This window comes from Bacillus sp. ISL-39 (assembly GCF_018613295.1).
In the GTDB taxonomy this organism is placed as follows: Bacteria; Bacillota; Bacilli; order Bacillales; family Cytobacillaceae; genus Mesobacillus.
Map to the genome: position 1 here is coordinate 16261 of NZ_JAGGQM010000005.1, position 25947 is coordinate 42207.

General features: G+C 43.1%; 27 protein-coding genes. 9 read left to right on the forward strand and 18 right to left on the reverse strand.

What is annotated here, in order from left to right:
• The first annotated feature begins 339 nt into the window (after positions 1 to 339).
• A complete protein-coding gene (locus J7E37_RS06200) occupies positions 340 to 1422 on the forward strand; it encodes an FUSC family protein (protein ID WP_214783888.1) in 1083 nt (360 codons plus the stop codon).
• Between the two features lie 46 nt (positions 1423 to 1468).
• On the opposite strand, the gene J7E37_RS06205 is transcribed toward J7E37_RS06200, so the two are convergent.
• From J7E37_RS06205 to fabL, 10 genes are all read right to left on the reverse strand, one after another.
• A complete protein-coding gene (locus J7E37_RS06205; protein ID WP_214783885.1) occupies positions 1469 to 2368 on the reverse strand; it encodes an ABC transporter permease in 900 nt (299 codons plus the stop codon).
• 18 nt (positions 2369 to 2386) lie between these two features.
• Positions 2387 to 3391, reverse strand: a complete 1005-nt coding sequence (locus J7E37_RS06210) for an ABC transporter permease (protein ID WP_215023035.1) — start codon at positions 3389 to 3391, stop codon at positions 2387 to 2389.
• 91 nt (positions 3392 to 3482) lie between these two features.
• Positions 3483 to 5084: an ABC transporter substrate-binding protein gene (locus J7E37_RS06215; protein ID WP_214783879.1), complete on the reverse strand. Its 1602-nt coding sequence runs from the start codon at positions 5082 to 5084 to the stop codon at positions 3483 to 3485.
• A gap of 140 nt (positions 5085 to 5224) precedes the next feature.
• Positions 5225 to 6193, reverse strand: a complete 969-nt coding sequence (locus J7E37_RS06220; RefSeq protein WP_214783875.1) for an ABC transporter ATP-binding protein — start codon at positions 6191 to 6193, stop codon at positions 5225 to 5227.
• Positions 6168 to 7181 (reverse strand): ABC transporter ATP-binding protein, encoded by a 1014-nt coding sequence (locus J7E37_RS06225; protein ID WP_214783872.1) that lies wholly within the window; start codon positions 7179 to 7181, stop codon positions 6168 to 6170. Before J7E37_RS06225 ends, J7E37_RS06220 begins: the two co-directional genes overlap by 26 nt.
• 736 nt (positions 7182 to 7917) lie before the next feature.
• The gene (locus J7E37_RS06230) at positions 7918 to 9666 is read right to left on the reverse strand and encodes an ABC transporter ATP-binding protein (protein WP_215023037.1); all 1749 of its coding nucleotides are present in this window, start codon (positions 9664 to 9666) and stop codon (positions 7918 to 7920) included.
• 97 nt (positions 9667 to 9763) lie between these two features.
• Entirely contained in the window at positions 9764 to 10294 is a 531-nt protein-coding gene (ntdP, locus tag J7E37_RS06235) for a nucleoside tri-diphosphate phosphatase (RefSeq protein ID WP_214783863.1), read from the reverse strand.
• Between the two features lie 237 nt (positions 10295 to 10531).
• The gene (locus J7E37_RS06240) at positions 10532 to 10786 is read right to left on the reverse strand and encodes a YgaB family protein (protein ID WP_214783860.1); all 255 of its coding nucleotides are present in this window, start codon (positions 10784 to 10786) and stop codon (positions 10532 to 10534) included.
• A gap of 219 nt (positions 10787 to 11005) precedes the next feature.
• Positions 11006 to 11197: a gamma-type small acid-soluble spore protein gene (locus tag J7E37_RS06245; protein WP_192469469.1), complete on the reverse strand. Its 192-nt coding sequence runs from the start codon at positions 11195 to 11197 to the stop codon at positions 11006 to 11008.
• Between the two features lie 89 nt (positions 11198 to 11286).
• Positions 11287 to 12036, reverse strand: a complete 750-nt coding sequence (fabL, locus tag J7E37_RS06250) for an enoyl-[acyl-carrier-protein] reductase FabL (protein WP_214783857.1) — start codon at positions 12034 to 12036, stop codon at positions 11287 to 11289.
• Positions 12037 to 12415: 379 nt separating this feature from the next.
• Here fabL and J7E37_RS06255 point away from each other — a divergent pair, with 379 nt between their 5' ends.
• Positions 12416 to 12640, forward strand: coding sequence for a hypothetical protein (locus tag J7E37_RS06255; RefSeq protein ID WP_214783854.1), 225 nt, complete (start codon positions 12416 to 12418; stop codon positions 12638 to 12640).
• A gap of 60 nt (positions 12641 to 12700) precedes the next feature.
• On the opposite strand, the gene mutY is transcribed toward J7E37_RS06255, so the two are convergent.
• A complete protein-coding gene (mutY, locus tag J7E37_RS06260) occupies positions 12701 to 13774 on the reverse strand; it encodes an A/G-specific adenine glycosylase (RefSeq protein ID WP_215023356.1) in 1074 nt (357 codons plus the stop codon).
• Between the two features lie 81 nt (positions 13775 to 13855).
• Positions 13856 to 14152 carry a hypothetical protein gene (locus J7E37_RS06265; protein WP_214783851.1) on the reverse strand — a complete coding sequence of 99 codons (297 nt, stop codon included), beginning with the start codon at positions 14150 to 14152 and terminating at the stop codon, positions 13856 to 13858.
• A 147-nt stretch (positions 14153 to 14299) separates the two neighbouring features.
• Here J7E37_RS06265 and J7E37_RS06270 point away from each other — a divergent pair, with 147 nt between their 5' ends.
• Positions 14300 to 15286, forward strand: coding sequence for a metal-dependent hydrolase (locus J7E37_RS06270; RefSeq protein ID WP_214783848.1), 987 nt, complete (start codon positions 14300 to 14302; stop codon positions 15284 to 15286).
• Between the two features lie 447 nt (positions 15287 to 15733).
• On the opposite strand, the gene J7E37_RS06275 is transcribed toward J7E37_RS06270, so the two are convergent.
• Entirely contained in the window at positions 15734 to 15988 is a 255-nt protein-coding gene (locus J7E37_RS06275; protein WP_215023039.1) for a YfhJ family protein, read from the reverse strand.
• A 118-nt stretch (positions 15989 to 16106) separates the two neighbouring features.
• On the opposite strand from J7E37_RS06275, the gene J7E37_RS06280 reads away from it, so the two are divergent.
• Positions 16107 to 16289, forward strand: coding sequence for a small, acid-soluble spore protein K (locus tag J7E37_RS06280; protein WP_023625563.1), 183 nt, complete (start codon positions 16107 to 16109; stop codon positions 16287 to 16289).
• A 69-nt stretch (positions 16290 to 16358) separates the two neighbouring features.
• Here the strand turns inward: J7E37_RS06280 and J7E37_RS06285 are convergent, their stop codons facing one another.
• A complete protein-coding gene (locus tag J7E37_RS06285) occupies positions 16359 to 16694 on the reverse strand; it encodes a YfhH family protein (RefSeq protein WP_215023041.1) in 336 nt (111 codons plus the stop codon).
• Positions 16695 to 16783: 89 nt separating this feature from the next.
• Here J7E37_RS06285 and J7E37_RS06290 point away from each other — a divergent pair, with 89 nt between their 5' ends.
• A complete protein-coding gene (locus J7E37_RS06290) occupies positions 16784 to 17461 on the forward strand; it encodes an SDR family NAD(P)-dependent oxidoreductase (RefSeq protein ID WP_215023043.1) in 678 nt (225 codons plus the stop codon).
• 17 nt (positions 17462 to 17478) lie between these two features.
• Here the strand turns inward: J7E37_RS06290 and recX are convergent, their stop codons facing one another.
• The gene (gene recX, locus J7E37_RS06295) at positions 17479 to 18291 is read right to left on the reverse strand and encodes a recombination regulator RecX (RefSeq protein WP_214735525.1); all 813 of its coding nucleotides are present in this window, start codon (positions 18289 to 18291) and stop codon (positions 17479 to 17481) included.
• 100 nt (positions 18292 to 18391) lie between these two features.
• Here recX and J7E37_RS06300 point away from each other — a divergent pair, with 100 nt between their 5' ends.
• The 4 genes from J7E37_RS06300 to J7E37_RS06315 all read left to right on the forward strand — a co-directional run bounded on the left by J7E37_RS06300 (position 18392) and on the right by J7E37_RS06315 (position 20488).
• Entirely contained in the window at positions 18392 to 19288 is an 897-nt protein-coding gene (locus J7E37_RS06300) for a TIGR01777 family oxidoreductase (protein ID WP_214735526.1), read from the forward strand.
• Between the two features lie 67 nt (positions 19289 to 19355).
• Entirely contained in the window at positions 19356 to 19475 is a 120-nt protein-coding gene (locus J7E37_RS06305) for a YfhE family protein (protein WP_215023045.1), read from the forward strand.
• 88 nt (positions 19476 to 19563) lie between these two features.
• Entirely contained in the window at positions 19564 to 19749 is a 186-nt protein-coding gene (locus J7E37_RS06310) for a YfhD family protein (protein WP_214735528.1), read from the forward strand.
• Positions 19750 to 20236: 487 nt separating this feature from the next.
• Positions 20237 to 20488 carry an alpha/beta-type small acid-soluble spore protein gene (locus J7E37_RS06315; protein ID WP_214735529.1) on the forward strand — a complete coding sequence of 84 codons (252 nt, stop codon included), beginning with the start codon at positions 20237 to 20239 and terminating at the stop codon, positions 20486 to 20488.
• Between the two features lie 353 nt (positions 20489 to 20841).
• Here the strand turns inward: J7E37_RS06315 and J7E37_RS06320 are convergent, their stop codons facing one another.
• The 3 genes from J7E37_RS06320 to J7E37_RS06330 form a co-directional block, all read right to left on the reverse strand.
• A complete protein-coding gene (locus J7E37_RS06320; RefSeq protein WP_215023047.1) occupies positions 20842 to 22137 on the reverse strand; it encodes an ATP-binding protein in 1296 nt (431 codons plus the stop codon).
• A gap of 200 nt (positions 22138 to 22337) precedes the next feature.
• Complete coding sequence (locus J7E37_RS06325) at positions 22338 to 24128, reverse strand: ABC transporter ATP-binding protein (protein ID WP_215023048.1); 1791 nt, start codon at positions 24126 to 24128, stop codon at positions 22338 to 22340.
• Entirely contained in the window at positions 24122 to 25846 is a 1725-nt protein-coding gene (locus J7E37_RS06330) for an ABC transporter ATP-binding protein (RefSeq protein ID WP_215023049.1), read from the reverse strand. Before J7E37_RS06330 ends, J7E37_RS06325 begins: the two co-directional genes overlap by 7 nt.
• Between the last annotated feature and the right edge of the window lie 101 nt (positions 25847 to 25947).

The following is a 25947-nucleotide window of genomic DNA, read 5'->3' on the forward strand; positions in this document are numbered from 1 at the left end:
AGGAATATACGATGAACTTTCAAGAATATCCTCTTGATTTTCAGGAATATAATTCGTTTTTAAGGAATATATCTACTTGTTAAAGAATATCCTTCACTATTTCAGGAATATCCCCTCATTATTGAGTATTATTTCAGGAAATTGTGATTTTGGGAAATCCTCTCTAATCGACTTGTAACCACTTACATTAAAAAAAGGCTTATTTTTCGTAAAATTGTCGCTTGAACTTCTTGGTAATCCGTTGTATAGTACATAATTGTTTAGTTTTGAACAAAATGGTTTAAAGTATAAATTAATGAATGAGATTTTCTGTCTCTGAATGAAAGGAATCCACTTCCCATGAAACTTGGTGCCCGCATACTGAAAACGGGAATTGCCATCACACTTGCATTATTTTTATCGCATATTTTCGATCTTCCATCTCCGGTGTTTGCCGGCATTGCGGCGATCTTTGCCCTGCAGCCAACTGTATACCGCTCTTATCAATCGATTATTGAACATATCCAGGGCAATCTGATTGGGGCCGCTACCGCCGTGTTATTCGTTATGGCATTTGGCAACAGTATCTTCATTATCGGACTTGCCGCAGTACTCGTGATCACATTAAACCTTAAGCTGAGACTGGAAAATACCATTTCGCTTTCCCTTGTTACTTTGATAGCGATCATGGAGACCCCTGGTGATGATTTTATCCAGTTCGCACTGATCCGATTCTCGACAATTATGCTTGGGGTTGTATCGGCATTCATTGTGAACCTTGTGTTCCTCCCGCCAAAATATGAGAATAAGCTGTATTACAAGAGTTCTATTTTATCAGAGGAAATTACGAAGTGGATCAGGCTGAGCACGCGTCACGCCTCCGAGCATCAGCTTTTGAAGGCAGATATTGAAAAACTCCGAGAGGGTATCATCAAGCTAGATCAGCTGTATATGATGTATAAGGAAGAACGGGATTATTTTAAAAATAACCCTCTTGCTAAATCACGCAAGCTTGTCATTTACAGACAGATGATCACCACGGTTAAAAAATCGCTTGAGACGCTAAAAAGGCTTCACCGCTATGAGAATGAATTCAACCAGCTTCCTGTTGAATTCCAGGAAGTCATCCAGCATCAGCTGGATTGCCTGATCAACCATCATGAGCAGGTGATGCTAAAGTACGTCGGCAAAGTAAGACCTGAAGCATCCTATATCGAGGGTGAGGTTTGCCTGAACAAAAAGCAGCTGTTTGAATTATTTTTAGCGCAGAGAAATGAACTGGCTCAAACGAACAGCCAGATGCTGTATCATGTCATGCAGCTCGTGTCGATCATCATGGAATATGGCGAGCAGGTGGAGCATCTGGATACTCTCGTCACCAGCTTCCAGTCCTACCATAAAGATGACAGCAATGTAACGATGGATCAAAATACAGAAATTTAAAAGCAGCTGGTTCATCAGCTGCTTTTTCCTGTTGCATATCATTGCACTAACTCTTCATTCTAGGATCCAATGCATCCCTGAGTCCGTCGCCCATCAGGTTAAATCCCAATACTGTCAGCATGATTGCCAGACCTGGGAAAATCATGGTCCATGGGGCTTGAATCATATAGTCTTTCGCATCTGCCAGCATCTTTCCCCATTCCGGATTTGGCGCGTCCGCACCCAATCCGAGGAATCCAAGCGCAGCCGCCTCAATGATTGCCGTGGCAATCGCCAGCGTGCCCTGGACGATGATTGGCGCCATACTGTTCGGAAGGATATGCTGGAACAAAATCCTGCTGTCCTTCATACCTACCGCCTTGGCTGCCATGATGTATTCCTCCTCTTTTACGCTGAGTACCCTGGAACGGATCAGCCTGCCGAAGTTTGGAATATTGATAATCGCAATCGCAATCAGCGCATTCCGCAGCGAAGGTCCAAGAACCGCTACAATTGCTATAGCCAATAAGATACTTGGGAATGCCAGCATAATATCAAATGTTCTTGAAATGATTGTATCGACCCATCTGCCGTAGTATCCTGCAAGGATTCCCAGCAAACAGCCTATAACAATGGATCCCATTACGGCAAATGTTCCTACCCATAAAGAAATCCTCGCTCCATAAATAACTCTTGATAAAATGTCTCGGCCAAAATCATCCGTACCAAACCAGTGATCTGCTGAAGGAGCCTGGAGACGAACCTCCATTTTTTGCTCATTGATTCCTTCTGGTGCTATTAAAGGAGCGAAGATCGCCAGCAAAATAAAAAACAATACGATTACTGTACCTACTAGAGCCAGCTTATTTTTTTTGAAGCTATACCATGCTTCTGCCCAGGGAGACGCCACTTTTTCCTCTACCTGCACGGTTGGCGGCTGTATTTGTTTTTGAGTTGAAATCTCCATCTGCTCTCTCCCCTTCCATCAACGGTATTTGATCCGAGGATCAATTGCTGCGTACAATAAGTCAACTACCAGGTTGATCATTACAAAAATCAAGGCAATGACAAGTATTCCAGACTGGATAACCGGATAATCACGATAATTGATCGCCTCGTAGATATAGCGGCCAATTCCCGGCCAGCTGAAGATAGTTTCTGTCAGGATAGCCCCTCCAAGCAGGAGGCCTGTCTGCAAACCAATGACAGTCAATACAGGGATGACAGCATTCTTCAATGAGTGTTTATAGACAACCCAGAACATGCTCAACCCCTTAGCCCTTGCCGTTCTGATGAAATCTGACCTCATCACCTCTAGCATCGTGGAACGAGTAATTCTCGCAATGATGGCCATTGGGATGGTTGCCAGCGCCATCGCAGGCAGCACTAGATGCTTCAGGACATCGACAAACTGGTCGGTACGCCCCTGGATCAGAGTATCAATGATATAAAAGTTGGTGATTGCATCGACCGGATTCCGCACTTCTTCACGCCCGGAAGTCGGCAGGATATCAAGATTGATGGCGAACAGCCACTGTTCCATTAAACCCAGCCAGAATATCGGCATCGATACACCGATAAGCGCAAAGATCATCGCCCCGTAATCAAACCAGGAATTTTGGAACCACGCACTGATGATTCCGGCATTTACTCCAATGACAATCGCAATTAACATTGCAACAAAAGACAATTCCATCGTTGCCGCCAGATAAGGTAAGATTTCACTGCTGATCGCTGATTTCGTCCTTAAAGACTCTCCTAAATCACCCGTCAGCAGCCCTCCAAGATAAGTCAAATACTGTACATACCATGGCTGGTCAAGCCCTAGCTCTCTTGTTAAATCTGCAATTGCTTCTTTAGTGGCCAGCTGCCCGAGAATGACTTGGGCGGGATCGCCAGGTATCGCTCTGATCATAAAAAATACAATAAGTGAAAGACCCAATAGTACAGGAATCAGTGAAAAAATCCTTCTGACAGAATAGGCAAACACCTTCCCACCTCTTTTCTTGTTGCATTATAAAATATACTTTTCTTATCAAGAGAAAAGGGAGAATGCATATGTTCTCCCTTTTCCTGATGCATTATTTTTTGAATTCAACCGTTGCAAGCAGGTCAGAACCTGTTGGATGTGCCTTGAAGCCAGTAACGTCTGCTCTTCCTGCAAGTGCAGGTTCAGAGTGGACAAGCGGAATCCAAGGAGCATCTTCCTTAATTAACAATTGAGCTTCTTTATACAGTTTTTCACGTTCAGCCTGGTCATTTGTAGACTGAGCCTTAATGAATAGGTCATGTACTTCCTGGTTAGCGTATCGTGCGTAGTTATTGCTGTCGATATTATCCTGGTCTAAAAGGACATACAGGAAGTTATCAGCATCACCATTATCACCAGTCCAGCCAAGCAAGAATGTATCTGCTTCACCCATACGTGCTTTTTCTAGATATGTTGCCCACTCATAAGAAACGATTTTTGCTTTTACGCCAACCTCAGCAAAATCTTTCTGAAGTGCTTCAGCAACTTTCTTTCCGTCTGGCATATAAGGTCTTGCAACTGGCATTGCCCATAGTTCCATTTCAAAACCATCTTCATATCCAGCTTCCTTAAGAAGTTCCTTTGCCTTCTCTGGGTCGTATTCATAAGCTTCTACATCATCGTTGTAGCCAGCTACCGATTTCGGCATTGGGTTTTTCGCAGGCTCAGCAGCACCAGCATAGAAAGCATCGATGAGCGCTTGCTTATTGACCGCATAGTTCAATGCCTGGCGAACCTTTTTGTCTTTCATAGGCCCGCGTTCGTTATTCAATCCCAGGTAAGCAACGTTCAGAGAAGGACGGTAGAAGGTTTGCAGGTCTGCATTTCCTTCAATCGCTTCGACATCACTGAAGTTCACTCCATCGATAATGTCCACTTCACCAGTATTCAATGCATTCAAACGTGCAGAGTTTTCAGGAATCACACGGAAGATAACTTCATCAAGCTTTGGAAGGCCCTCTTCCCAATATTCTTCGTTTTTCACAAGTGTTACTCTGTCATTTCGTTTCCACTCTTTAAACTTGAATGGTCCAGTTCCTACTGGATTTTCAATGAACTTATCACCATGCTTCTCGATTGCAGCAGGGCTTGCAATCCCGAATGGAGACATTGCAAGGTTTTTGTAGAATGGAGCAAGAATACGGTTCAATGTGAATTCAACTGTATGCTCATCCACTGCCTTAACTTCCTTGATTACGTCACCAAATTGTGAGTTATAGTAGTAGAATTGTTCTTTATTGCCGGCCTTCCAGCGCTCGAAGTTGAAGACTACAGCTTCAGCGTTGAAGTCAGTGCCGTCATGGAATTTAACACCTTTACGAAGTTTAAGTGTATGTTTCAAACCATCTTCAGACTCTTCCCAGCTTTCTGCAAGACCCGGGTGGATCTCTGTATCCTGCTCACCGAACTCGATGAGAGTTTCGTAGATGTTCTTTGTTACTTTGAAAGCTTCACCTTCAGTTGTTACAGCCGGATCAAGCGATGTGGAATCGCCGCCGCGGCCAAATACAAGAGTTCCACCGGATGATGATCCACCATCAGAACCAGACTCACCGCCAGTTTTCTTCCCGCCGGATTCATTATTACAGCCGGCAAGCCCTAAGCTAAGGATAAGGATAAAAGCAAAAAACATTAATCCAAAACGCCTTTTCATATTCTTCCCCCTTGTTTTTTCGGACTGGTTTTATATATCCAGTCCATAATATCTATCATCTATGCTGTTTTCCCTGCAGACATTCCTGTCTGGAATGAAAATCGATTCCAGATTTCCTGGAATGAAATAATTCCTGATTATCAGGAATATAGATGGCAGGCAGCAAAATGACCAGGTTCAATTTCCTTCAATACAGGTCTATCAGTCTTGCAGATTTCCATGCATTCCTTGCATCTTGTATGGAATGCACATCCTTGCGGTGGATTCGCCGGGCTGGGGAGATCCCCTGTCAGCAGCTCCTGTTCCCTTTTTACATCAGGATCCGGGATCGGTACCGCTGAAAGCAGGGCTCTCGTGTACGGATGGAGCGGCTTTTCGTACAGCTTCTCGGCTTCCGTGATCTCTACGAGTCTTCCTAAATACATGACCCCTACCCTGTCACTAATATGCCTTACCACTCCAAGGTCGTGGGCTATGAAAATATAAGTCAACTGGAATTCCTTTTGCAGGTCCTCCAGCAGATTCAGTACTTGTGATTGAATCGAAACATCGAGTGCGGACACAGGTTCATCGGCTATGATTAGCTTCGGCCTTGTCATCAGGGCCCTGGCAATCCCGATCCGCTGGCGCTGTCCGCCGCTGAACTGGTGTGGATACCTTTTGGCATGGTAGCTGCTGAGACCTACTACTTCAAGCATTTCCTTGACCATCTGCTTGCGTTCCTTCTTGGTTCCGATTCCATGGACAATCAAAGGTTCCTCGAGGATTTTCTCAACTGTATGCCTTGGATTCAGTGAGGCAAATGGATCCTGGAAGACCATCTGCATATCTTTGCGGGCCTTGCGCATATCGTTGTCCGAAAGGGTCACAAGATCTTTTCCTTCAAAAACGACCTGCCCTTCTGTCGGATCGATCAGACGCATCAACATTCTGCCAGTAGTTGATTTCCCGCAGCCTGACTCACCAACAAGACCAAGTGTTTCACCTTTATTCACCCAAAAGCTGATATCATCAACAGCTTTGACGCTTCCAGTCTGCTTGCCAAGGATTCCCCCGTTAATAGGGAAATATTTTTTTAATCCATCAACTTTTAACAGTACTTCGGCCATTGGCTACTCCCTCCTTCTCATGCAGCAGGCAACGAACAGTATGGCCTGGCCTGCCAGTTTCATAGAGTTCAGGATCTTCGCCCAGGCATCTTTCCATGACAAATTCGCATCTAGCCGCAAACCTGCAACCGACCTTAATTGACCCTGGCTTCGGAACGTTACCAGGAATGGAGTATAATCTTTCCTGCTTATCCCTGATATCCGGGATCGATTTTAGGAGGCCGAGCGTATAAGGATGCTTCGGATTTTTAAAAATATCCTGGACCAATCCTTCCTCCACGATTTTCCCGGCATACATGACAACGACACGCTGGCAAACCTCTGCGACAACACCGAGATCATGGGTGATCATGATAATCGCTGTATCGAGCTTTTCGTTCAGATCCTTCATCAGCGCCAGAATTTGCGCCTGGATGGTCACATCAAGCGCCGTTGTCGGTTCATCCGCAATGAGCAGCCGCGGGTGGCAGCTCAGTGCCATTGCAATCATGACCCTCTGTCTCATTCCTCCTGACAGCTGATGAGGATATTCCTTAATGATTTGTTCTGCCCTTGGCAGCCCGACAAGTTTAAGCATCTCCACAGCCTGCTGATAAGCAGCCTTTTTGCCGAGCTTTTTATGTATTTTGAGAGCCTCAACGAGCTGTTCACCAATTGTGAATAATGGATTCAGCGAAGTCATCGGTTCCTGGAAAATCATCGCGACCTCATTTCCGCGGATTTCACGCATTCTCCTTTCAGAAGCGTGAACAAGGTCTTCCCCATTCAGAAGGATTTCTCCTCCAGCAATTTTTCCTGGAGGCTGGGGAATCAGCTTCATGATTGATAAGGAAGTAACACTCTTTCCACTGCCCGATTCTCCGACTATGCCAAGGATTTCTCCTTTGTTAACTGAAAAGCTTACATCATCGACTGCAGGAATCTCTCCATCTTTAGTGATGAATGATGTCCTTAAGTTTTTTACATCTAAAACCGGAGCATGTACCACTTTTCTACTCCTTTCTATTACCGAAATATTATTGTTGAATAAAAATGACTTATGTCTGTGTTAAACATTTTATATTAAATGCACCAGGATAGTCTACTGATTTTTCTTAATTATTTAAATATAATAATAATTTAGAATAATTTTAGGCATTTGGTACTATTTGTATGTCAAAAGCTGATAAATTACGACACTATAGAAATGCGGAGGAAGTAATATTTTTTCCAGTGAATCTCTCTTAGAAGAACAAAAAGCGCAAGCGCCTCGTTGAGCCCCGACAAGCGCTGCCCGCCTATGACGCCACGTCCTCCCAAAAGCTACCGCTTTCGGTCGTGCGTTGATTCGCTTCGAAGCTTTCCTTATCCTGTGGCTGGCGGATCTAGCAGCCTGGGAGGGCCTGACATTGAAGTCGTTCTTTGACTTCATTGGCAGGACCGAACTCGAAAAGTATAGCCGACTGCTTAGAAACGCAGAAACTGGAGACTCCGACAAAGAAGCGCTTTTTGCTTCTGCCGGCGGAGTTGAAGTTTCGGAGTTTCTAGGAGGCGACACTAGACAAGCATCTCGAGGGGCTAAGCGCTGGAGTTGGATTAAGACACCCACATGTAGTTATTCACACAAAAATGCTTTTAAAATTTCCTATACAATAAAAAATTCCCCGAACAATGTCGGGGAATAGATGTAGTATAATAAGCAAAATAAAAACCGAAGCGAAAAGCTTCGGTTTTTGGTGGATAATTTAACTTTCAAGCTGTTGGACCTGGAAGAGTCTATGGTAGCCGCCCTGCTTTGCGATCAATTGATCATGGCTGCCGTCTTCGACGATTTCCCCGTGCTCGATCAGGACAATCCTGTCGGCATGTGTAATCGTGGACAAACGGTGGGCTACAACGAATGTTGTCCTGTCTTTTGCCAGCTTCTCGATTGCTTCCTGAATAAGATGTTCACTCTCAAGGTCAAGCGCTGATGTTGCTTCGTCAAGAATCAAGATTGGCGGGTTCTTCAGGAATACGCGCGCAATCGCGACTCGCTGCTTTTGGCCTCCGGAAAGTTTGACGCCCCTTTCCCCGACTTTCGTATCATAGCCTTCTGGCAGATTCATAATAAAATCGTGGGCATTTGCAGCTTTTGCAGCTTGAATTACTTCCTCGTCACTAGCTCCCGGCCTTCCTAAAAGGATATTCGATTTGACGGATTCACTGAATAAAATATTATCCTGCGCAACCATGCCAATTTTATCGCGCAGGGAACGGACCTTGAACGAACGGATGTCCTTACCATCGAGGAGAATCTCACCCTCGGTAACATCAAAGAATCTTGGAATCAGGCTGACAAACGAGGATTTTCCGCCGCCGCTCATGCCGACCAATGCAATTGTTTCTCCCTTCTTAACCTCTATATTCAATTTCTTTAGAACCGTCTCCCCGTTTTCCTCATAAGAGAAGCTTACATTTCTAAAAGAAATATCCCCATGCACTTGTTTCAGTTCAATGGCATCAGGAGAATCCTTGATATCATATTTTTCATCCATGAACTCAAAAACCCGGTCCATTGATGCGATCGCCTGTGTCAATGTAGTTGATGAATTCACAAGCCTGCGCAGAGGGTTATACAGTCTGTCGATATACGCGATGAAAGCCGCCATTTCCCCTATGGTCAGATTCTCTTGAAGGACCTGGTAACCGGAAAACCCAATAACCAGCAGTGGCGCTATATCTGTAATCGTATTGACTACCGCAAATGCTTTTGCGTTCCATCTCGTGTGGTCAAGCGCTTTTGTTAGAAAGTTTTTATTCTGCTGGTCAAACTGTGTCTGTTCATAATCCTCAATCGCAAAGCTTTTGATGACCGAGATACCAGCCACTCTTTCATGCAAATAGCTTTGTACCCCCGCGAGTGCCTGTGACCGTTCTCTCGTAAGCTTCCGAAGGTTCCCGAAAAAGAATTTTACCGAAAAAGCGTAAAAAGGGAACAGGATCAATGAAACAAATGTAAGCTGGACATCCATCGAGAACATGATAGCAGCTGCTATTAATATCGTAGCAACGTCAAGCCACAGATTCATCAGCCCAGTAACCACGAAGGTCTTTGTCTGCTCGACATCATTGATCATCCTTGAGATGACCTCTCCTGCTCTCGTATTGGAGTAATATTTGTAGCTGAGTCTCTGCATATGGGTAAACAGTCTGTCTCTTATATCATAAAGGATTTTGCTCGCTGTCCACTGGGCAAAATATTGACGATAGTACTCAATAGGCGGCCTGAGCACGACAAAAACAACGATCATGATGCCCATTATCCAAAGCAGTTTGTCTATTTTTTCATCCTTGGCCAGTGTTTCATTTCCGATCACATCATCAAGGACAAATTTAATTAAAAGCGGAATCAACAGCGGAATCGCGAATTTAAGGATGCCGATTATGATTGTTCCAATGATTTGCAGCCGATATGGTTTGACGAATTTTAAGTATCTGCGGATGCTGCCCATTTAAAAAGTTCCCCCTTATGGAGCCTTGCCTTGCTGTCTGCACGAAACAAAACCTGTTGAATCAATCAACAGGCTGATGCTTGTCTACCCTGTATGGTTAACGACGATAGGTTAAATACCGTTCATAATAAATGTCGATGAAATCTGGCGCAAAGGGACCCTTTCTTTGCCTGATCCAGCGTTTTAGCTTTTCAACATTATATTTTAATATCTTGTCGATTACCTCAGGGTATTGCATTTCTTTACGATGGCGCTCATATTCATCTTCATCGAGCAGGTTAAACGTCATATCAGGAAAAACTTTAATATCGAGATCATAGTCAATATATTTCAGCGCTTCTCCATCAAAAATAAATGGAGAACTGATATTGCAGTAATAATACACGCCGTCTTCCCGAATCATGCCTATAACGTTGAACCACAGCTGAGAGTGGAAGTAACAGATTGCAGGCTCTCTCGTAATCCAAGTTCTGCCGTCTGACTCAGTCACGACTGTCCGATCATTTCCGCCTATCACAAGATTTTGCGTTCCTTTTAAGACGGTAGTTTCTTCCCAGACTCGATGGATGTGCCCATTATGCTTATAACTATGGATTTGGATCGGTTCACCTTCTGTGGGTACGCCCATGTTCTTCTCCCCTACTTTCCTTTCCCGGAAACTTTGCAACCTATTAATGTATATGTATCTATTTCCTTCAAAACGACAAAAGGCAACAAAGAACGATTCCTATTTTTTATTATTATAACGGTTAACGAGAGAATTTAAAACAAAAGAGCCACCGATTTCCTCGATCGCCCAATAAACTTGCTTGAATTTTTATAAAAGTCCACTATTTTTTATTCCAATCAAATAAACAGAGAAGTCTTAACGAAAGGTAACGGCAAGCTCCTGATAAGTATGGATTACTTCCTCCGTCTGCTTTTCAAACATTTGGTGTATCTCCTTAAGATCCTGCTTTTTTCGGTCAATTTCCATCCGAAGATCCTCTAGTTCAGCGCTTTGCTTAAGGGTATCCAGCTGCTTTTCAATCTCCTGGCATCTTTCCAATTCAGACTGCAGATATAGAAGTTTTTCCATCGTTTGCATTTGTGTAGAAACCAAATCGTTAAATTTATCCATGCTTTTCCACCGCCTGTAAAATTTATCTTTTAAAAGTATTCTTGGGTGGCGATGAAAATCCTTTGACTAGTTATGTAGAGGAATTGGAACCTTTGTCGAATGGAGGATATTTGATTAATTGCGAATCTGTGGCAGTTAAACCATCCTTCTCATCTGTTTCGGATCCAGCAACAATAGAAAAAGGCACTCTGCGAATGAGAGTGCCTTTCATTAAGGTGATTAGCGCTGTTGGCCAGAGTTTTGGCCTTTGCGAGCTTCAGCTTGCTGGTTTTGCTGGCGTACTTCTTGAGCATTAGTTTCGCTCGCGAATTCAGTGCCGAATTGGCCCTGGCGACCAGCAGATTGAGCGTTTTGCTGGCGTACTTCTTGAATGTTAGTTCCAGCTTGAGATTGGTTAGGTTGTTTTGCCATTGTTTATCACCTCCACGAATAATAGATTAACCATCCGTTGAAGGTGCTATCCGACTTTTTTATACCAAATTCATCCAACAGCATTCTTCTTACACCAATAAAGAGATACCGCCATCGACGATGATTGTCTGCCCCCGGATCATGCTCGATTCATCCTTAAGCAGGAACATGATGGCATTGATCATATCTTCGATTTCGACCATCCTTCCGGCAGGTGTTTTCTCTTTAGCCTCGGCAAGGAGTTCCTCTCTATTCGGGAAGTGCGTCAGTGCTTCGGTATCCACCGCCCCGCCTGAAACAGCGTTGACAACGATATTTTTACGCGCCAGCTCTACGGCCAGATAGCGTGTCAATGCTTCCAGAGCCGCCTTTGAAACCCCCACTGTCGTATAATTTTCAAGGTATCGAATCGAGCCAAGAGAACTGATGCTGACAATTTTACCTCCGCCATTCCTCTCCATCAGCTTCGCCGCTTCCTGTGAACAGAACAACAAAGCCTTACTATTGATGTTCATCGTCCAGTCCCAATGTGATTCCTCAAGCTCCATTGCCGGCCGCAACACACCTGAAGCTGCATTGTTAACAAAGACATCGAGCCTTCCAAATTCCGCCTCAATTTGTTCGAACATTGCTTTTATCTTGCTGACATCCCCGACATTCGCCTTAACGACAAGGACTTTTCTGCCAAGTGCTTCGATCTCTTCTGCTGTTTCCTGGGCTGCCTTCTTGCTGCGGGCATAATTAACGACGATGTCATATCCCTCTTTTGCGAGTTTGAGGGCCGCCGCTTTTCCGATTCCCCGGCTGCTTCCGGTAATAAGTGCAACTTTTTGTGTCATTTAAAAAATCCCTTTCTATCCAGCTCCTGCAAAGAATAGCAGAATCTTAATTTTGTTTCATTTTAGCCTTTTCAGGTATATAAGACAATAAGGATTTATTTCTTGTCAATGAAACCTTTGATAAAGGCTCTTTTCTCAAACTTTGTTGCTATTGACTACAAAATAGGCTTGAATGACTCATGTTTCTTCATAAAATTAAAGCAAAATATGAGAAAAGAGCTTGCACACTTAATTCCGAACTACAAAATGGCTTTTTATCACGTTAAAATCGGCTTTAAGATTTTAACAATATTCTTTACGAAAACAGTCTTGATAAAAAACCACCGTACTGAAAACACTAATCTTTAGGTTAATAATCTTAGGAAAGGATGATTCCCGAATGTATGTAGGACGTGATATGACCGAATTATCGATGATTCCCAAAACCGATTGGAAGGATAGCGAGCTTGCTTTTTTCCATCACTCTCTCCAGCAAATGGTTCCTTACCTGAATGCTGAAGGCCAGACGATCCACAGGGAAATCGTTGAAGAAATTGAAAACCGGGGTGGTTTGAACCGCGGCGAAGCTGATTACACTCATGGAACGAAAGTGAGCTACGATTAAGATCGAAAAGCGCTTTGAGTATAAAATTCTTTCAAATAAATAAGGCTGCTAACCCGTTGGTTAGTCAGCCTTATTATATTCCAGATAGCGCTTCAGCATTTTTTGGTATGGTACTGGAAATGCAAATTCTTGGATTTCCTTCTCGGTAACCAATTTAAGCTGTGACGTCTCGTAGATTTCGCCCGTAAATTGTCCGCTGAATACCTGTATGTTCCATATCAAATGCGAAAACACGTGGTCGATTTCCCCTATGGATTCATGCATCTTTGGCGTTAACCCATAAGCCTCTTCAAAATGCTCTGACAACTGGTCTCTTTGTCTCTGGAAGTCGAGGCTCAGCTCAACAGTCGGGAACTCCCACAGGTTTGCCAGCAAGCCGGTTCCAGGTCTTTTTCTGATGAGGATTCTTCCTTCCTCGTCCTTAAAAATTCCGGCAGCAAGCTGAACATTTTTCTGCTTTTTCTTTTTAGTTTTAACGGGCAATTCACTCTGCACGCCTTCGTGAAAAGCTTCGCAGTGTTCCCTGACCGGGCAAAGCAGGCAGGAAGGGGAGGTCGGAGTGCAAATAAGGGCCCCAAGCTCCATCAGCGCCTGATTGAAATAGGAGGGATTTTCGTGGGAGATCAGCTCCCTTACTGCCGTTTCAAAAATTTTACGGGATGCAGGCCTGGCAATATCCTCCCAAATCAATAAGATACGTGATAATACCCTCATGACATTACCATCCACCGCTGGCTCAGGTTTTCCATAGGCGATACTGAGGATTGCTCCGGCAGTGTAGGGCCCTACACCTTTTAATGCAGAGATTTCTGCTGGTGAATCTGGAACTTTGCCGCCGTACCTTTCATTAACTTCTTTTACAGCGGATTGTAAATTACGGACACGGGAATAATAACCGAGACCTTCCCATGCTTTAAGGACTCTTTCTTCATCAGCGGCTGCAAGCGCCTCTATTGTTGGAAAATTTTCCAAAAATCGATTAAAATAAGGGATGACAGTATCTACTCTTGTTTGTTGGAGCATGATTTCTGATACCCACACTTTGTAAGGATCCTGGTCCTTTCTCCATGGCAGTTCTCGCTGCTCACTTACAAACCATCCTATCAAGTCATCCTGAAAGGCTTTTATATCCATTTTATCTATACATTTCTTGATGTCAGTTGCCACTTTTGTTCCTCCAGGTGTTAAACTTTCCGGTAATTTGGGAATATAATATTAACGCTTCTGCTTTATCGCCATGAAGCCTATTCGTTCCAATCCGCCAGGAACAAAGTCCTCAAGGATTCCGAAAACGGAATGGTTCCGGGATAGCCGCATTTTTTTCAACGCATGGTAATGGGCTTCAGTCGGGACATAGAATGATTCGATGAACATATTACGCTCATCCGACTGGCTGCATGAAAACATATCAGCTTCAAAATCAGGCAGCATGGTTGAGATCTTATCGATTATTTCACGGTATTGGCTAAGCAGATTTTGTTTTACTTCATATTGAACAATCATCTGGATCAATTTATTCAGCTCCTTTATGTGTTTCTTGAAGGGACTGATTGATACAGCCCTTTAAAAGTAAACTATTATTCATATTGTGACAAGGAATTTTACCTTCCAAGCGCTGGTTTTGCATAAAATAAATTTTATAAAAAGGAGGCTGTTCCCATGGATACTGGAACCCATGTTGTGATGGGATTCGCTCTAGGCGGGTTAGCTACGCTTGATCCTGCTGTTAGCGGAAGCACCGCCACTGCCTCAAGTGTTCTGATTGCTACACTTGTGGGATCGCAAATCCCTGATATCGATACTGTATTGAAATTGAGGAATAATGCTGTCTATATCCGGAACCACCGCGGCATTACCCATTCGATTCCAGCAGTCCTCCTGTGGCCGCTGCTTATTTCTGGGACAATCTACTTTTTCAACCCAGAAGCAAATTTGCTGCATTTATGGATTTGGACATTTATTGCCGTTTTCCTTCATGTTTTTGTCGACATTTTCAATGCCTATGGGACACAGGCTTTGCGTCCTTTCTCGTCGAAATGGGTCGCTCTGGGGGTAATCAATACATTCGACCCGATTATTTTTGCGCTTCATGTCGTCGGATTGTTCCTCTGGGCATTTGGATATCATCCTGGATATACCTTTTTAACGATCTATGCCATCCTGGTGTTCTACTATATTTACCGCTTTATCATGAAGTTTCGCATCAGAAGGGCAGTTGAAAATATTGTTCCAGATGCAACTGAGATCATCATCGCCCCGACCATGAGGTTTAATCATTGGCGGGTCGCAGTAATGAACAAGCACCAGTTCTTTGTCGGCCGCGGACACAAGCATCATGTGAGGATTCTCGATCAATTCAATCGTGTGCCTGTCCCGGAAACCGAGGTATTGGAAGCAGCAAAAAAAGACAAGAACCTGTCAGCGTTCCTGTCCTTCTCTCCAGTCTACCGCTGGGAATGCGATGAATATGATGACTATTACGAGGTCAGGTTCATTGACCTGCGCTATCGCAGTAACGGGCATTATCCATTCGTCGCTGTCGTGAATCTAAGCAAGGACCTGGAAATTCTCAGCTCCTACACAGGGTGGATCTATAGTGAGGAAAAACTAAGAAAGAAATTGGAATTCCTTCCTGGAGAAGGCTAAGACCGGGCGTATATTGCCCGGTTTTTTTGTGTGGATCTTCCGCAGAGAATATGGAGAGGGTTGGTATCTTTAAAAAGAATAGTTTATGTTACCGGTTTTCTGGGTTCCCCTTATAACCGGGCACATATCCACTGTTTTTGTTACCGGTTTTCTTGGATCTTCCTCTAACCGGGCACATATCCACTGTTTTTGTTGCCGGTTTTCTGGTTTCTTCCTCTAACCGGGCACATATCCACTGTTTTTGTTACCGGTTTTCTTGGTTCTCCCTCTAACCGGGCACATATCCACTGTTTTTGTTGCCGGTTTTCTTGGTTCTCCCTCTAACCGGGCACATATCCACTGTTTTTGTTGCCGGTTTTCTTGGTTCTCCCTCTAACTAGGCGCATTTCGGCTTTTTTATCCTCACCTTGGCAAAACAAAAATCCCCGTGAAAATGGGGATTCTCATTTACTCAGCATTCAATAAATGCTTATACTTCGGGTTCCTGGCGACAAATTCATGTAGCTGCCCCCCGTAATTTTCGATCCATTGACGGACCACTTTTTCAGTCATTTCGCTGCCCATATATTTATGTCCAGCTTTTGCGTAGGTTGACTCAAAGTCTCCCCATAAAAGCTCCACCCATGTCAATGCCTGCTCATAAGTGATCCCATTATTTTTTTCATGCAGCAGGCTTGCCAGCTTCTCAAGAGTTTCCTGCAATTGTGAACACCTCTTTGCCAATTTTTAATGTAGTTATGAATGATTGGTTTTATCCAATACTATAAATGCGTGCAGCTGTTTTGGCATACACGTAATTTTACCCGTCACGGAGGGCAATATGCGAAATAAAGTAACCAACTTCCCAAACCAGAACAACAATAAGCTTGAGGGCGAACCCCGGGCAAAAGCTGAATATGCTTCAAGAAGAGCTGATGGTACAATCAATACTCATCCGCAAGAGCGCATGTACGCCTCATCTCACCGTGAAGATGACACTTCAGCGGTTATAAAAGACCATTAAAAGCTCACGCTGAACAGCAGGATGCTATATAATCAGCAAAAACCCAAACCCAGGTGCAAAACCAGATACTTAATTCTGGTTTTGCTCCAATTTCAATAATAAGGAAATCGGCAGTGCTTCTTCTTTTCCATCTCCATTAACACGAGCACCCCAGGCAAAAATGCCATTCATATAATCAATTTTGAAATAGGAGCCCGGGTCCCCATCAATCCCATAGATTTCACCCGATTTAAAATCATCCGGGTTTAACATGTAAGATTTGGCCATAGCAATTTTACGTTCGTAAACGGCAAGCTCACTTACCATCCCCATCTGCTCTGCCTTTCTAGCTTTATCACGCAGACTGGCAATTTCCTGGTTCAATTCGTATGCAGATAACTCACTGTAACGCTTTTCCCTGCTCATTTATAATCACTCCTGGATTGTTCTCGCTTTTAACATTCAAGCATTTAAGATATAACTAAATTATAGCATGTTATATTAAGGAGGCTATCATGAAAGCAATCATTGTGACTGGTGCCGGTACAGGCCTAGGAAAAGAGCTGTCCTTGCTTTTGGCCAAACAAGGTTACCATTTGATCTTAACAGGAAGAACTGGAGAAAAGCTAAATGTAGTCAAAGAGCAAATCGAGAAGTCAGGAGGAAGTGCCACGGCAATCCAACTTGACCTTCGAAACCTTGAGGATATCAAGGAAAAAGCTCTGTTGATCAGTAAAAAGCATGAAATTTTCGGTCTCGTGAATAATGCAGGTCTTGGTTACTTCGGCCCGTTCTCCGAAGTCTCAGATACTGAAATCGAGGAGATGTTCCAGACGAATGTATTTGGCACCATTAATCTGACGAAGGCCATCCTCCCTTATCTGGAACAGAATCATGAAGGGCTGGTCTTAAACATTGTTTCTACTGCCGGGCTGCGCGGGAAAAAGAATGAAGCTGTTTATTGCTCCAGTAAATTCGCTGTCAGGGGTTTCACTGAAAGCCTGCAGAAGGAGTATGAAGGAACCGGAATCCGATTCGTTGCTGCTTATATGGGGGGAATGAATACTCCATTCTGGGATGATAGTGAACATGTGGCTGACCCAGCAAGACTTCGGTCAGCTGCCGAGGTAGCCGAAATCATAATCGAAAATCTGAACAAAGACGAAATTGTTATAGAATCTAAAAAATCATGACACATGTCATGATTTTTTTATTCCTCATTCTCTTTTTCAGAAATGAAATCATCAATCATTTCCATTGGGAACCCTTTGCGGTACAACGCCATCTTCAGCTTCTGTCTATATTCCCGTTCCGGCAGTTTACTGTATTTGTTGTGCAGCTTCTCCCCCTGGACCCTTAATGCATCCATTTCATCGTCTTCTTCCTTCACCACATTTGTTTCTTGCAGTGCAGCCCTGATAATCGTGAAGGAATACCCTTTACGCTGAAGCATCTGCTCTATTTTCTGTTTCAGGATTTTGGATGAATCCTTCTTATTTTTCTGTGCATATTTATCACTAAGCTTAATCGCTTTTTCTAATTGTTCATCAAATGAAACTTCTTCAATGATCTTTGAAATGAGATCACGTGATATTCCTTTATTCTTCAATTCCTGCTTAATCACCTCTGCTCCCTTGTCAGTCGTATTCAGCTGAGTACGGACAAAGGCATTGGCAAATTCCTCGTCATTCAGGAATTTGAATTCATATAATTTATGGATTGCTTCTTTTATAACTGGTTCAGCCATTTCTTTTTTTAACAGGTAATCACGTACTTCAGTTTCAGACCTCATGCGATGGGCTAAATAATTGATGGCTGCATTATAAGCTTTCCGGATGTCATCCTGGAAAAGCATCTCTGTTACTGAAAAATCATCGAGCTCCATCCCTTTTTTCAGGTTATGCTTAATCAACACATCTTCATCAACGCTGAAGGAATACTCTTCCCCTCTGCCGCTGTCGGTAAAAATGCTGTATCTTTCCTTATTATGTTTTTGAACAGAAATCTTTGTGATCACTGGCATGTGATTTTCACCTCTAATGAAACTTTAACACATTCAAAGGAGGATTATCATTTTAAAAGAAGTACTATATTAACAAGAGGCTTTATTGAGGAGGGGTTTGATGAAAGTAGCGATAACCGGAGGAACTGGACTTGTTGGCAAAGCTCTGAGCAGTTATTTGATACAAGAAGGCCATCAAGTCTATATATTAACTCGGAATCCAGAATCACAAAGCAGCAACCCTAAGTTTGTCCAATGGCTCAATCCTGGAGACGAACCTGAAAAGGAACTGGAAGGCATTGATACTATTGTCAATCTTGCTGGGGCCACAATCAATAGTAAATGGACGGATGAGTATAAACATAAAATTATTGCCAGCCGGCTGAAGGCAACTGATGAAGTCAAAAGGATTATTGAAATGATGCCGAAAAAACCTTCTGTTTTAATCAACGCAAGTGCTGTAGGCTATTATGGCACATCTGTAAACAAAGAATTTACGGAACAATCACATAAAGGCAGTGACTTCCTTGCCGAAACGGTCGATCAATGGGAAGCTTCAGCAGCCAAGGTTAATGTTATGGGTGTCCGGTCCGTTTTTTGCCGTTTTGGAGTCATCCTTGATAAAACTGCCGGAGCCCTGCCGCGAATGGTCCTCCCATATAAATTTTTTGCTGGAGGAAAAATCGGATCCGGAAAGCAATGGCTTTCATGGATTCATATAGAGGATGTGGTACGAGGTGTTATTTTCGCAATCGAAAATAATAAAGTAAGCGGCCCTGTTAATTTCACAGCCCCCTGCCCGGTAAAGATGGAGCAATTCGGTGAAACCTTATCCAGAGTCATAAAACGCCCCCACTGGATGCCTGTGCCTTCATTTGCTTTAAAAGTACTGCTGGGAGAAATGAGCATCCTTGTATTGGAAGGACAGCGTGCAATTCCTGAAAAACTCCTAAAAGAAGGATTTACATTCAGGTATCCCGAACTCCAAGATGCACTTATAGAAATTTTCGGCAAATAATGCTGTTTAATCCCTTTCAACAAGGAAATACTGGTAAAGTAAAACAATTTGAAAGGGTGGGTAACCAATGGATAAGAAAAAACGAGACAAGACTAAAAGCACTTTATCAAGCATGCAGGAAGTTACATACAACCATGAATTCAAGAAAGCCGACAGAGCTGGCGGCTATACAAATGGAAAGAGATAATAAGCATTAAGCACCCCTTTATTGCGGAATATAAAAGTACGGAAATGATCCTATTTCCGTACTTTTATCGTGAAAGGGGTTTTTTCGAATGGGTCGTGCTCATGGACATAAAACACGTGACCGAAACAAAGCTTCTCTTCCTCAGGTGCCTAAAAATATGAAATCTGATGGACTTGACGTAGAATTTGACAGGGACCTTGCCGATCATGAGGACCTTGAGGCAATGGCTCGATCTAAGGCTGCTGACGAACGCGCAAAAAAACACCGGAAATAACCCATAAAAAAAGAAAGCAGAATCCATCAAGGGTTCTGCTTTCTCTTTTAAGGGGAAGGGGAATATCAACAGTTAGCATGGGGATATATATTGTGAATGTTTTCACTAACTTTTGATATCTTCACTATACGCTCTCTCTCCAACTTATACAATGACTTTCACCAATTGTTCAAAAATAATATGATCCAGTTATTAACACAACTGTGGACAATGTTAATAACTCTTCCGACCGCTTACTATTATTAGATTTTTAATACGCTAACTTTTTTACATCATTTTTGTGGATAATGTGCATAAGTCTGTGGAGTACTCGAAAAATAGTGATTTTACCTGTTGATAAGTATGGTGATAAATAATCGCTATTAATATTACCCTTACTTCTAAAGCCGCAAACCATATTCATTAACGAAGGCGTAAATAATTTACATGAACAAATCAAATACTATTCCTAATTGGAGTGATATTTAACAACACGGAGGGATTCCTAATGGCAAGGAGGAATAAAATACTAGTACCTGAAGCTAGAAAGGCATTGGATGACTTGAAGGCTCAAGTAGCCGGAACAATGAAACCGGAGGATGCCAAATATGAGACGGCCAGGGAGATTGGAGTTCCCTTGAACAAGGGATATAACGGAAATCTTCCGACCCGGGAAGCAGGCAGGGTTGGCGGCAGACTGGGAGGAAATATGGTTCGCGAGCTCGTTAAAATGGCACAGGAAAACCTGCGTAAGAAGTAAGGATTTCAAAACTGTTCGCAAAAATGATTGACATCTGCTGGAAAATGAAATATACTAGTAAAGCTTCGCCAAAAAGAAGTAACTTGAATCACAATAAATTATTATGTAAACAATTAATGGCGTTCTGCTTTTATTTTTTCGGTAACAACTTATTCACACTGGATCGGCTTCGGAGCCGTAAGGATGCAAGAGAGGTAGGGCTTGTGTCGTTTAGGTTAAAAAATGGATCAAGTGGAATTATGTACCGCGGCAAAAGTTTATAATGGATGATTTTTTATACATCTTGTGGAGTAGCAAGTTACTTGAAAGCGAACCGGGTTCCGGTTCGCTTTTTCTATTGTGAAAAGCTAGATTTAGATTGCGTTATTCACCTTGTCATGTTCAGTGTTATCAGATGGTTCCTGCTTGTAGGTCGGCAGGATAATGGTAACCTCTGTCCCAACTCCTTTTTCACTCTTGAATGAAATCGTACCGCCCATAGCCTCAATGATTTTTATTGAAACGGAGGTTCCGAGCCCCGTACCTTTATCTTTAGTTGTATAAAATAATGTACCTAGTCTGGCAAGTTGGGCACTATCCATTCCTTTTCCCGTATCCGAAACTACTATATATGTTTCATTAACGCCCGACACCTGGCTGATGTTGACTTCCCCTCCATCATCCGTAGCTTCAATTGCGTTCTTTATAATATTCACTAGAGCTTGTTTCAGCTGGTTCCTGTCCGTCTTTACATATATCGCCCATTCAAACTGGACATTCACCTGCACACCTTCCTTTGCAGCAAATGCCTCTAAAAGCAATGTGACTTCAGCAATGATTTCTGCCAGTTCGGCATCTTCAAGTTTTTCAAATTGTGGCTTGGCGAAATTCAGATAGTCATTAATGATGGACTCCGCCCTGCCTAATTCTGTTAGGACGAGACTCAAATAATAATGATTATTTCCTTTTTCTTGTTTGTGCATCATTTGCAGGAATCCTTTTACAACTGTTAAAGGATTCCTGATTTCATGCGCAATTGATGCAGCTAATTCACCCAGTGTATTCAGTTTTTCAGCGCGAAGGATTTCTTTTCTCATTAAATCCTTCTCGATCAAGGACTCATGCAGAATCGCCGCAATCCATACCGCAAAAACCTGTATGGCACCGAAAATGGCTACATTCATCATAATTTGGTTCGTGTCTTCCGCTATGGCACCATTAATGATAATGCTGACCGCAAGAATCATCAGCATGGAAAACGAAGGCCATAAACCAACAAGGACCACTGTCCTTATTCTTTTCTTTGCTTCGAACGTCCAAAACTTTTTCATGAATATGAATGGAATCAGCGCTGCCAGAAAACCGCTCGCGTATCCGAGCAGAAGATCACCGCCCATTATTGTCCTTGTTCCAAGGTAGGTAACCCAAACCATAGCACCTGCAATAGGACCGCCATATAAAAAGGCCAGTACCATTGGGACGTAACGAAGATCCCAGAACAATCCGCCTTCCTCATACGAAAAAGCAAGGGAGAGAAACACAGCAGCACTTTGAAGCACTCCGCACAAATAAGGAGATTTCCCGATGCTTTTATTATCAAAAAGAACACTATGAATGAAGATTGGCAGCAGAATAATAAGGACGTTTAAAAGAAGTTTCTCAGCAAGCATTTCATCTTCTCCATTCGAAGTGGGTTGGTTACATAAGCCGGACGGACGGATGCTGTCATGCTAATTGAAGTCTCATATTAGGAATACGACAAACTTTTTACGAATCCTCTATTGCCCGGGAAATTTGTCATATTTTACAGGCGGATTTCCTCCATAAACCGATTCACTTTTTGTAGAAAAAAAGGAAGCCTAGTGGCTTCCTAATAGTTCATTAACATTTTCTTTTCCAGCTGACTCGTGTACAGACTATGGTAAAAACCTTTTTGAACAAGCAATTCGTCATGGCTGCCTTTTTCAATGATCTGCCCATCTTCTATGACGATAATCTGGTCAGCGCTTTTAATTGTATTCAAACGATGGGCGATGATGAAGCTTGTTCTGCCTTTCAGCAGATGCTGGAGTGCTTCCTGGATTTTAAGCTCTGTGATCGTATCAATACTGCTCGTTGCTTCATCAAGAATCAAAATCGATGGATCAGCGAGGATTGCTCTCGCTATGGACAGCAGCTGTTTTTGCCCCTGACTGATGCCGGCATCATCCTGGCTTAACGCAGTATCGTATCCTTCTGGAAGCCGCTGGATAAAGGAATGGGCATTTGCTGCCTTCGCAGCCTGCTCTACTTCCTTATCTGTTGCATCCAGTCTGCCGTAGCGGATATTTTCCCTAATGCTGCCCTGGAAAAGGAATGAATCCTGGAGGACAAATCCCATTTGTGTCCGCAAGCTTTCACGGATGATTTTTTTGCTGTCATATCCGTCAATTAAAATGAGTCCCTCATTTGGCTCATAAAAACGTGAAATCAAGTTGATGATTGTGGACTTACCAGCGCCTGTAGGTCCAACGAGGGCAATACTTTCGCCGGGTTCAGCTTTAAAGTTCAAATCAGATACTGTATCCCCGCCTTTTTCATATGAAAAAGATACATCCTTGAACTCGACCTTACCCTTGATGTGAAGTGAGGAAGCTTCTTTCTCATCGACTGCCTCTTCTTCGGTATCAATGATATCAAAAACCCTGTCAGCCCCTGCAACTGCAGAAAGTAAAGTATTGAACTGGTTCGACAGGTCATTCAGCGGTCTTGTGAACTGCCTGGAGTACTCCGTGAAAATAACGATTGTCCCAATCGATACGAAGCCTCTAAGCGCGAAGTAGCCGCCAACAGCCGCCACGATGGTGAAGCTCAGGTTATTGAGCATATTCATTAATTTCGGAATGAAGCCGGTAAAGGTCTGGGCCCAATACCCGGACTCCTTCAACTGTTTATTCTTAATACGGAACTCTTCAATAACTTTTGGTTCTTGGGAGAAGGATTTAATGATTTTCTGGCCAGAGATGGTTTCTTCAATATATCCATTCATTTCACCAAGCCGGCGCTGCTGTTCTTTATACAGCCTCCCTGTCCTGCTCGTAATCCACTTCATCCCCATGAACATCAGCGGCACAATGATCATCGTAACAAGAGTTAACAGCGGGCTAAGCCAAATCATGACGGCGAGAGTTCCCACAAGGGTAAGTACACTAGAAAAAATCTGGATGACAGAAGAATTCAGCGTTGCACTGACATTTTCAATATCATTGGTTACCCTGCTCATCAATTCACCATGCTGGCGCTTGTTGAAGAAATCAATCGAAAGTTTATGGAAGTGAGTAAATAACTGTTCCCTCATTGTATAGACTGTCTTCTGGGCAATCCCGATCATCCAATAGCTTTGGAGCCATAAGGATAAGGAGTGCAGCCCATACACAATGCCAAGACCGGCTAACAGCAAGATGAATCCGTCAGTGGACTCTGTCGCAAAATACTCATCAATTCCCCTTCCAATAAGGAATGGTCCCAATAAACCAAGTGCAGAACTTGCCACAACCATTAATAGAACCAGGATCAGCAGGCTCCTCTGTTCTGCGAGGTATGACCAAATCCTTTTAACCGTCGGCCCAATTCCCCTTACCGAATTACTGTTTTGCTCAGTCTTGCTCTGCCTTTTTAACATCCTGCCTTCACCTCCCCAAATTGGGATTCGTAAATAGCCTGATATAGAGCAGAATGGTTGAGGAGGTATTCATGGTCTCCATATCCAATTAAGGTGCCATCTTCAAGCAGCAGGATCTTATCCGCTTCCTTTGCGGTGCTTATCTTTTGGGTAATGATGACTGTTGTGCAATGGTATTTGGTGATTGAATCCAAAAGCTTTGCTTCGGTTTTTAAATCAAGCGCACTTGTGCTGTCATCGAGCAAAAGGATTCTTGGATTTTTAATCAGAGCCCGTGCAATTGACAGGCGCTGTTTTTGCCCGCCCGACAGATTGACTCCTTTTTGTCCCAGAAGTGTATTATATTGATCAGGAAGTTTTTCAATTGTTTCATGGATCTGGGCATCAGAAGCAGCCTTAACCATTTCCTCATCGGTGGCATTCTTTTTGCCCCATGCAAGATTTTCCTTGATAGATCCAGTGAACAGCAAAGCCTCCTGGGGAACGTAGCCAATTCCCTCTCTAAGACTTTTCAGTTTAAAGTCCTTGATTCTCCTGCCATCTATCCGGATTTCCCCACTCGTTACATCATATAACCGGGGTATAAGCTGGAACATCGATGTCTTCCCGGCACCAGTAGCACCCAGTACAGCCACGGTTTCACCAGGGTCAATCGAAAAGGATAGATTTTGAAGGATTGGAATATTGGTGTTCGGAAACTGGAATGAAACCTTGTCAAATTCAATTTTCCCTTTAGTAATCCCGTACTCCTTACTGCTTTCGATTGTATCTTCCAGGTCGATTTCCTCATTCAGCACATCTGTCACACGCTCAGCGGACGCTCTGGCACGGGAAAGGACCATGATAATCCACGAAAACATCGAAAAAGCATTGGTGATCCTAGCTGCATAATTGACAATTGCAACAACTTCACCCACTGAAACGTTACCAGTCTGTACTTGTATTTTTCCGAACCAAAGAACAGCAATGACACTCAGATTTATGAAAAGCAGCAGGACAGGGATCGTTACCTCTGTAACCCTTAGAGCAAATATGGTTTTATCCTTAAGATTATTGTTCGCATTTTCAAATCTTGTTCCTTCGTAACCACCTCTGGCAAATGCCTTGATCAGCCTCATTCCCACAAGGTTTTCCCTCATGACACCGTTCACTTTGTCCAGGCGCTTTTGAACACTCTTGAATAAACCTGCAGCCTTGGTCATGATCCATATCAGGAATATCAACAGAGGCGGGATAATGATGACAAATGCAAGCGACAGTTTCACATTGACGAGCATGGCCATAATGATTCCGCCGATGACCAACAGAGGAGCGCGCAATGCTATCCTCAAGCTCATAAAGAATGTATTTTGCAGCTGTGTCACATCATTAGTGATCCTTGTGATTAAAGATGATGATGGAAAGTTACTGAAGTTAGTAAAAGAAAAAGCCTGGACCTTGGCAAACAGCTTTTCCCGCAAATCATAGCCAAAGCTTTGGCCTGCATGGGCAGCTATAAACGAATTTGTGATACCGGATGCAAAAGCAAGGAATGAAATCCCGAGCATCACTGCACCTAATTTGATGACAGTATCCAGGTCCCTTGCGACAATTCCCTCATCGATGATCTTAGCCATCAGCAGCGGCTGCACAAGTTCAACCGCCAGTTCGACGAGCATCAAGCTTAACGCAGCCGCAATCGGGATTCGATATGGTTTTACAAATGAAAATATACTCATGAAGATAAGACCCCCGTTGAAACGATCTTGATTATTTCGGCTTACGAATTTTTATATCTCTATAATACCTCTTTTGATGAATTTTTTGAATTGAAAGAGAA

Coding starts and splice junctions, on each gene's coding strand:
- J7E37_RS06285 (WP_215023041.1), bottom strand. CDS start 16,694: ATGAGCAGGGAAAAGCGTTACAGTGAGTTATCTGCATACGAATTGAAC.
- J7E37_RS06205 (WP_214783885.1), bottom strand. CDS start 2,368: ATGGAGATTTCAACTCAAAAACAAATACAGCCGCCAACCGTGCAGGTA.
- J7E37_RS06270 (WP_214783848.1), top strand. CDS start 14,300: ATGGATACTGGAACCCATGTTGTGATGGGATTCGCTCTAGGCGGGTTA.
- J7E37_RS06215 (WP_214783879.1), bottom strand. CDS start 5,084: ATGAAAAGGCGTTTTGGATTAATGTTTTTTGCTTTTATCCTTATCCTT.
- J7E37_RS06290 (WP_215023043.1), top strand. CDS start 16,784: ATGAAAGCAATCATTGTGACTGGTGCCGGTACAGGCCTAGGAAAAGAG.
- J7E37_RS06200 (WP_214783888.1), top strand. CDS start 340: ATGAAACTTGGTGCCCGCATACTGAAAACGGGAATTGCCATCACACTT.
- mutY (WP_215023356.1), bottom strand. CDS start 13,774: ATGGATATAAAAGCCTTTCAGGATGACTTGATAGGATGGTTTGTAAGT.
- J7E37_RS06300 (WP_214735526.1), top strand. CDS start 18,392: ATGAAAGTAGCGATAACCGGAGGAACTGGACTTGTTGGCAAAGCTCTG.
- J7E37_RS06220 (WP_214783875.1), bottom strand. CDS start 6,193: ATGGCCGAAGTACTGTTAAAAGTTGATGGATTAAAAAAATATTTCCCT.
- J7E37_RS06305 (WP_215023045.1), top strand. CDS start 19,356: ATGGATAAGAAAAAACGAGACAAGACTAAAAGCACTTTATCAAGCATG.
- J7E37_RS06230 (WP_215023037.1), bottom strand. CDS start 9,666: ATGGGCAGCATCCGCAGATACTTAAAATTCGTCAAACCATATCGGCTG.
- J7E37_RS06245 (WP_192469469.1), bottom strand. CDS start 11,197: ATGGCAAAACAACCTAACCAATCTCAAGCTGGAACTAACATTCAAGAA.
- J7E37_RS06310 (WP_214735528.1), top strand. CDS start 19,564: ATGGGTCGTGCTCATGGACATAAAACACGTGACCGAAACAAAGCTTCT.
- J7E37_RS06320 (WP_215023047.1), bottom strand. CDS start 22,137: ATGCTTGCTGAGAAACTTCTTTTAAACGTCCTTATTATTCTGCTGCCA.
- J7E37_RS06315 (WP_214735529.1), top strand. CDS start 20,237: ATGGCAAGGAGGAATAAAATACTAGTACCTGAAGCTAGAAAGGCATTG.
- J7E37_RS06330 (WP_215023049.1), bottom strand. CDS start 25,846: ATGAGTATATTTTCATTTGTAAAACCATATCGAATCCCGATTGCGGCT.
- J7E37_RS06325 (WP_215023048.1), bottom strand. CDS start 24,128: ATGTTAAAAAGGCAGAGCAAGACTGAGCAAAACAGTAATTCGGTAAGG.
- J7E37_RS06280 (WP_023625563.1), top strand. CDS start 16,107: ATGCGAAATAAAGTAACCAACTTCCCAAACCAGAACAACAATAAGCTT.
- J7E37_RS06255 (WP_214783854.1), top strand. CDS start 12,416: ATGTATGTAGGACGTGATATGACCGAATTATCGATGATTCCCAAAACC.
- ntdP (WP_214783863.1), bottom strand. CDS start 10,294: ATGGGCGTACCCACAGAAGGTGAACCGATCCAAATCCATAGTTATAAG.
- recX (WP_214735525.1), bottom strand. CDS start 18,291: ATGCCAGTGATCACAAAGATTTCTGTTCAAAAACATAATAAGGAAAGA.
- fabL (WP_214783857.1), bottom strand. CDS start 12,036: ATGACACAAAAAGTTGCACTTATTACCGGAAGCAGCCGGGGAATCGGA.
- J7E37_RS06240 (WP_214783860.1), bottom strand. CDS start 10,786: ATGGATAAATTTAACGATTTGGTTTCTACACAAATGCAAACGATGGAA.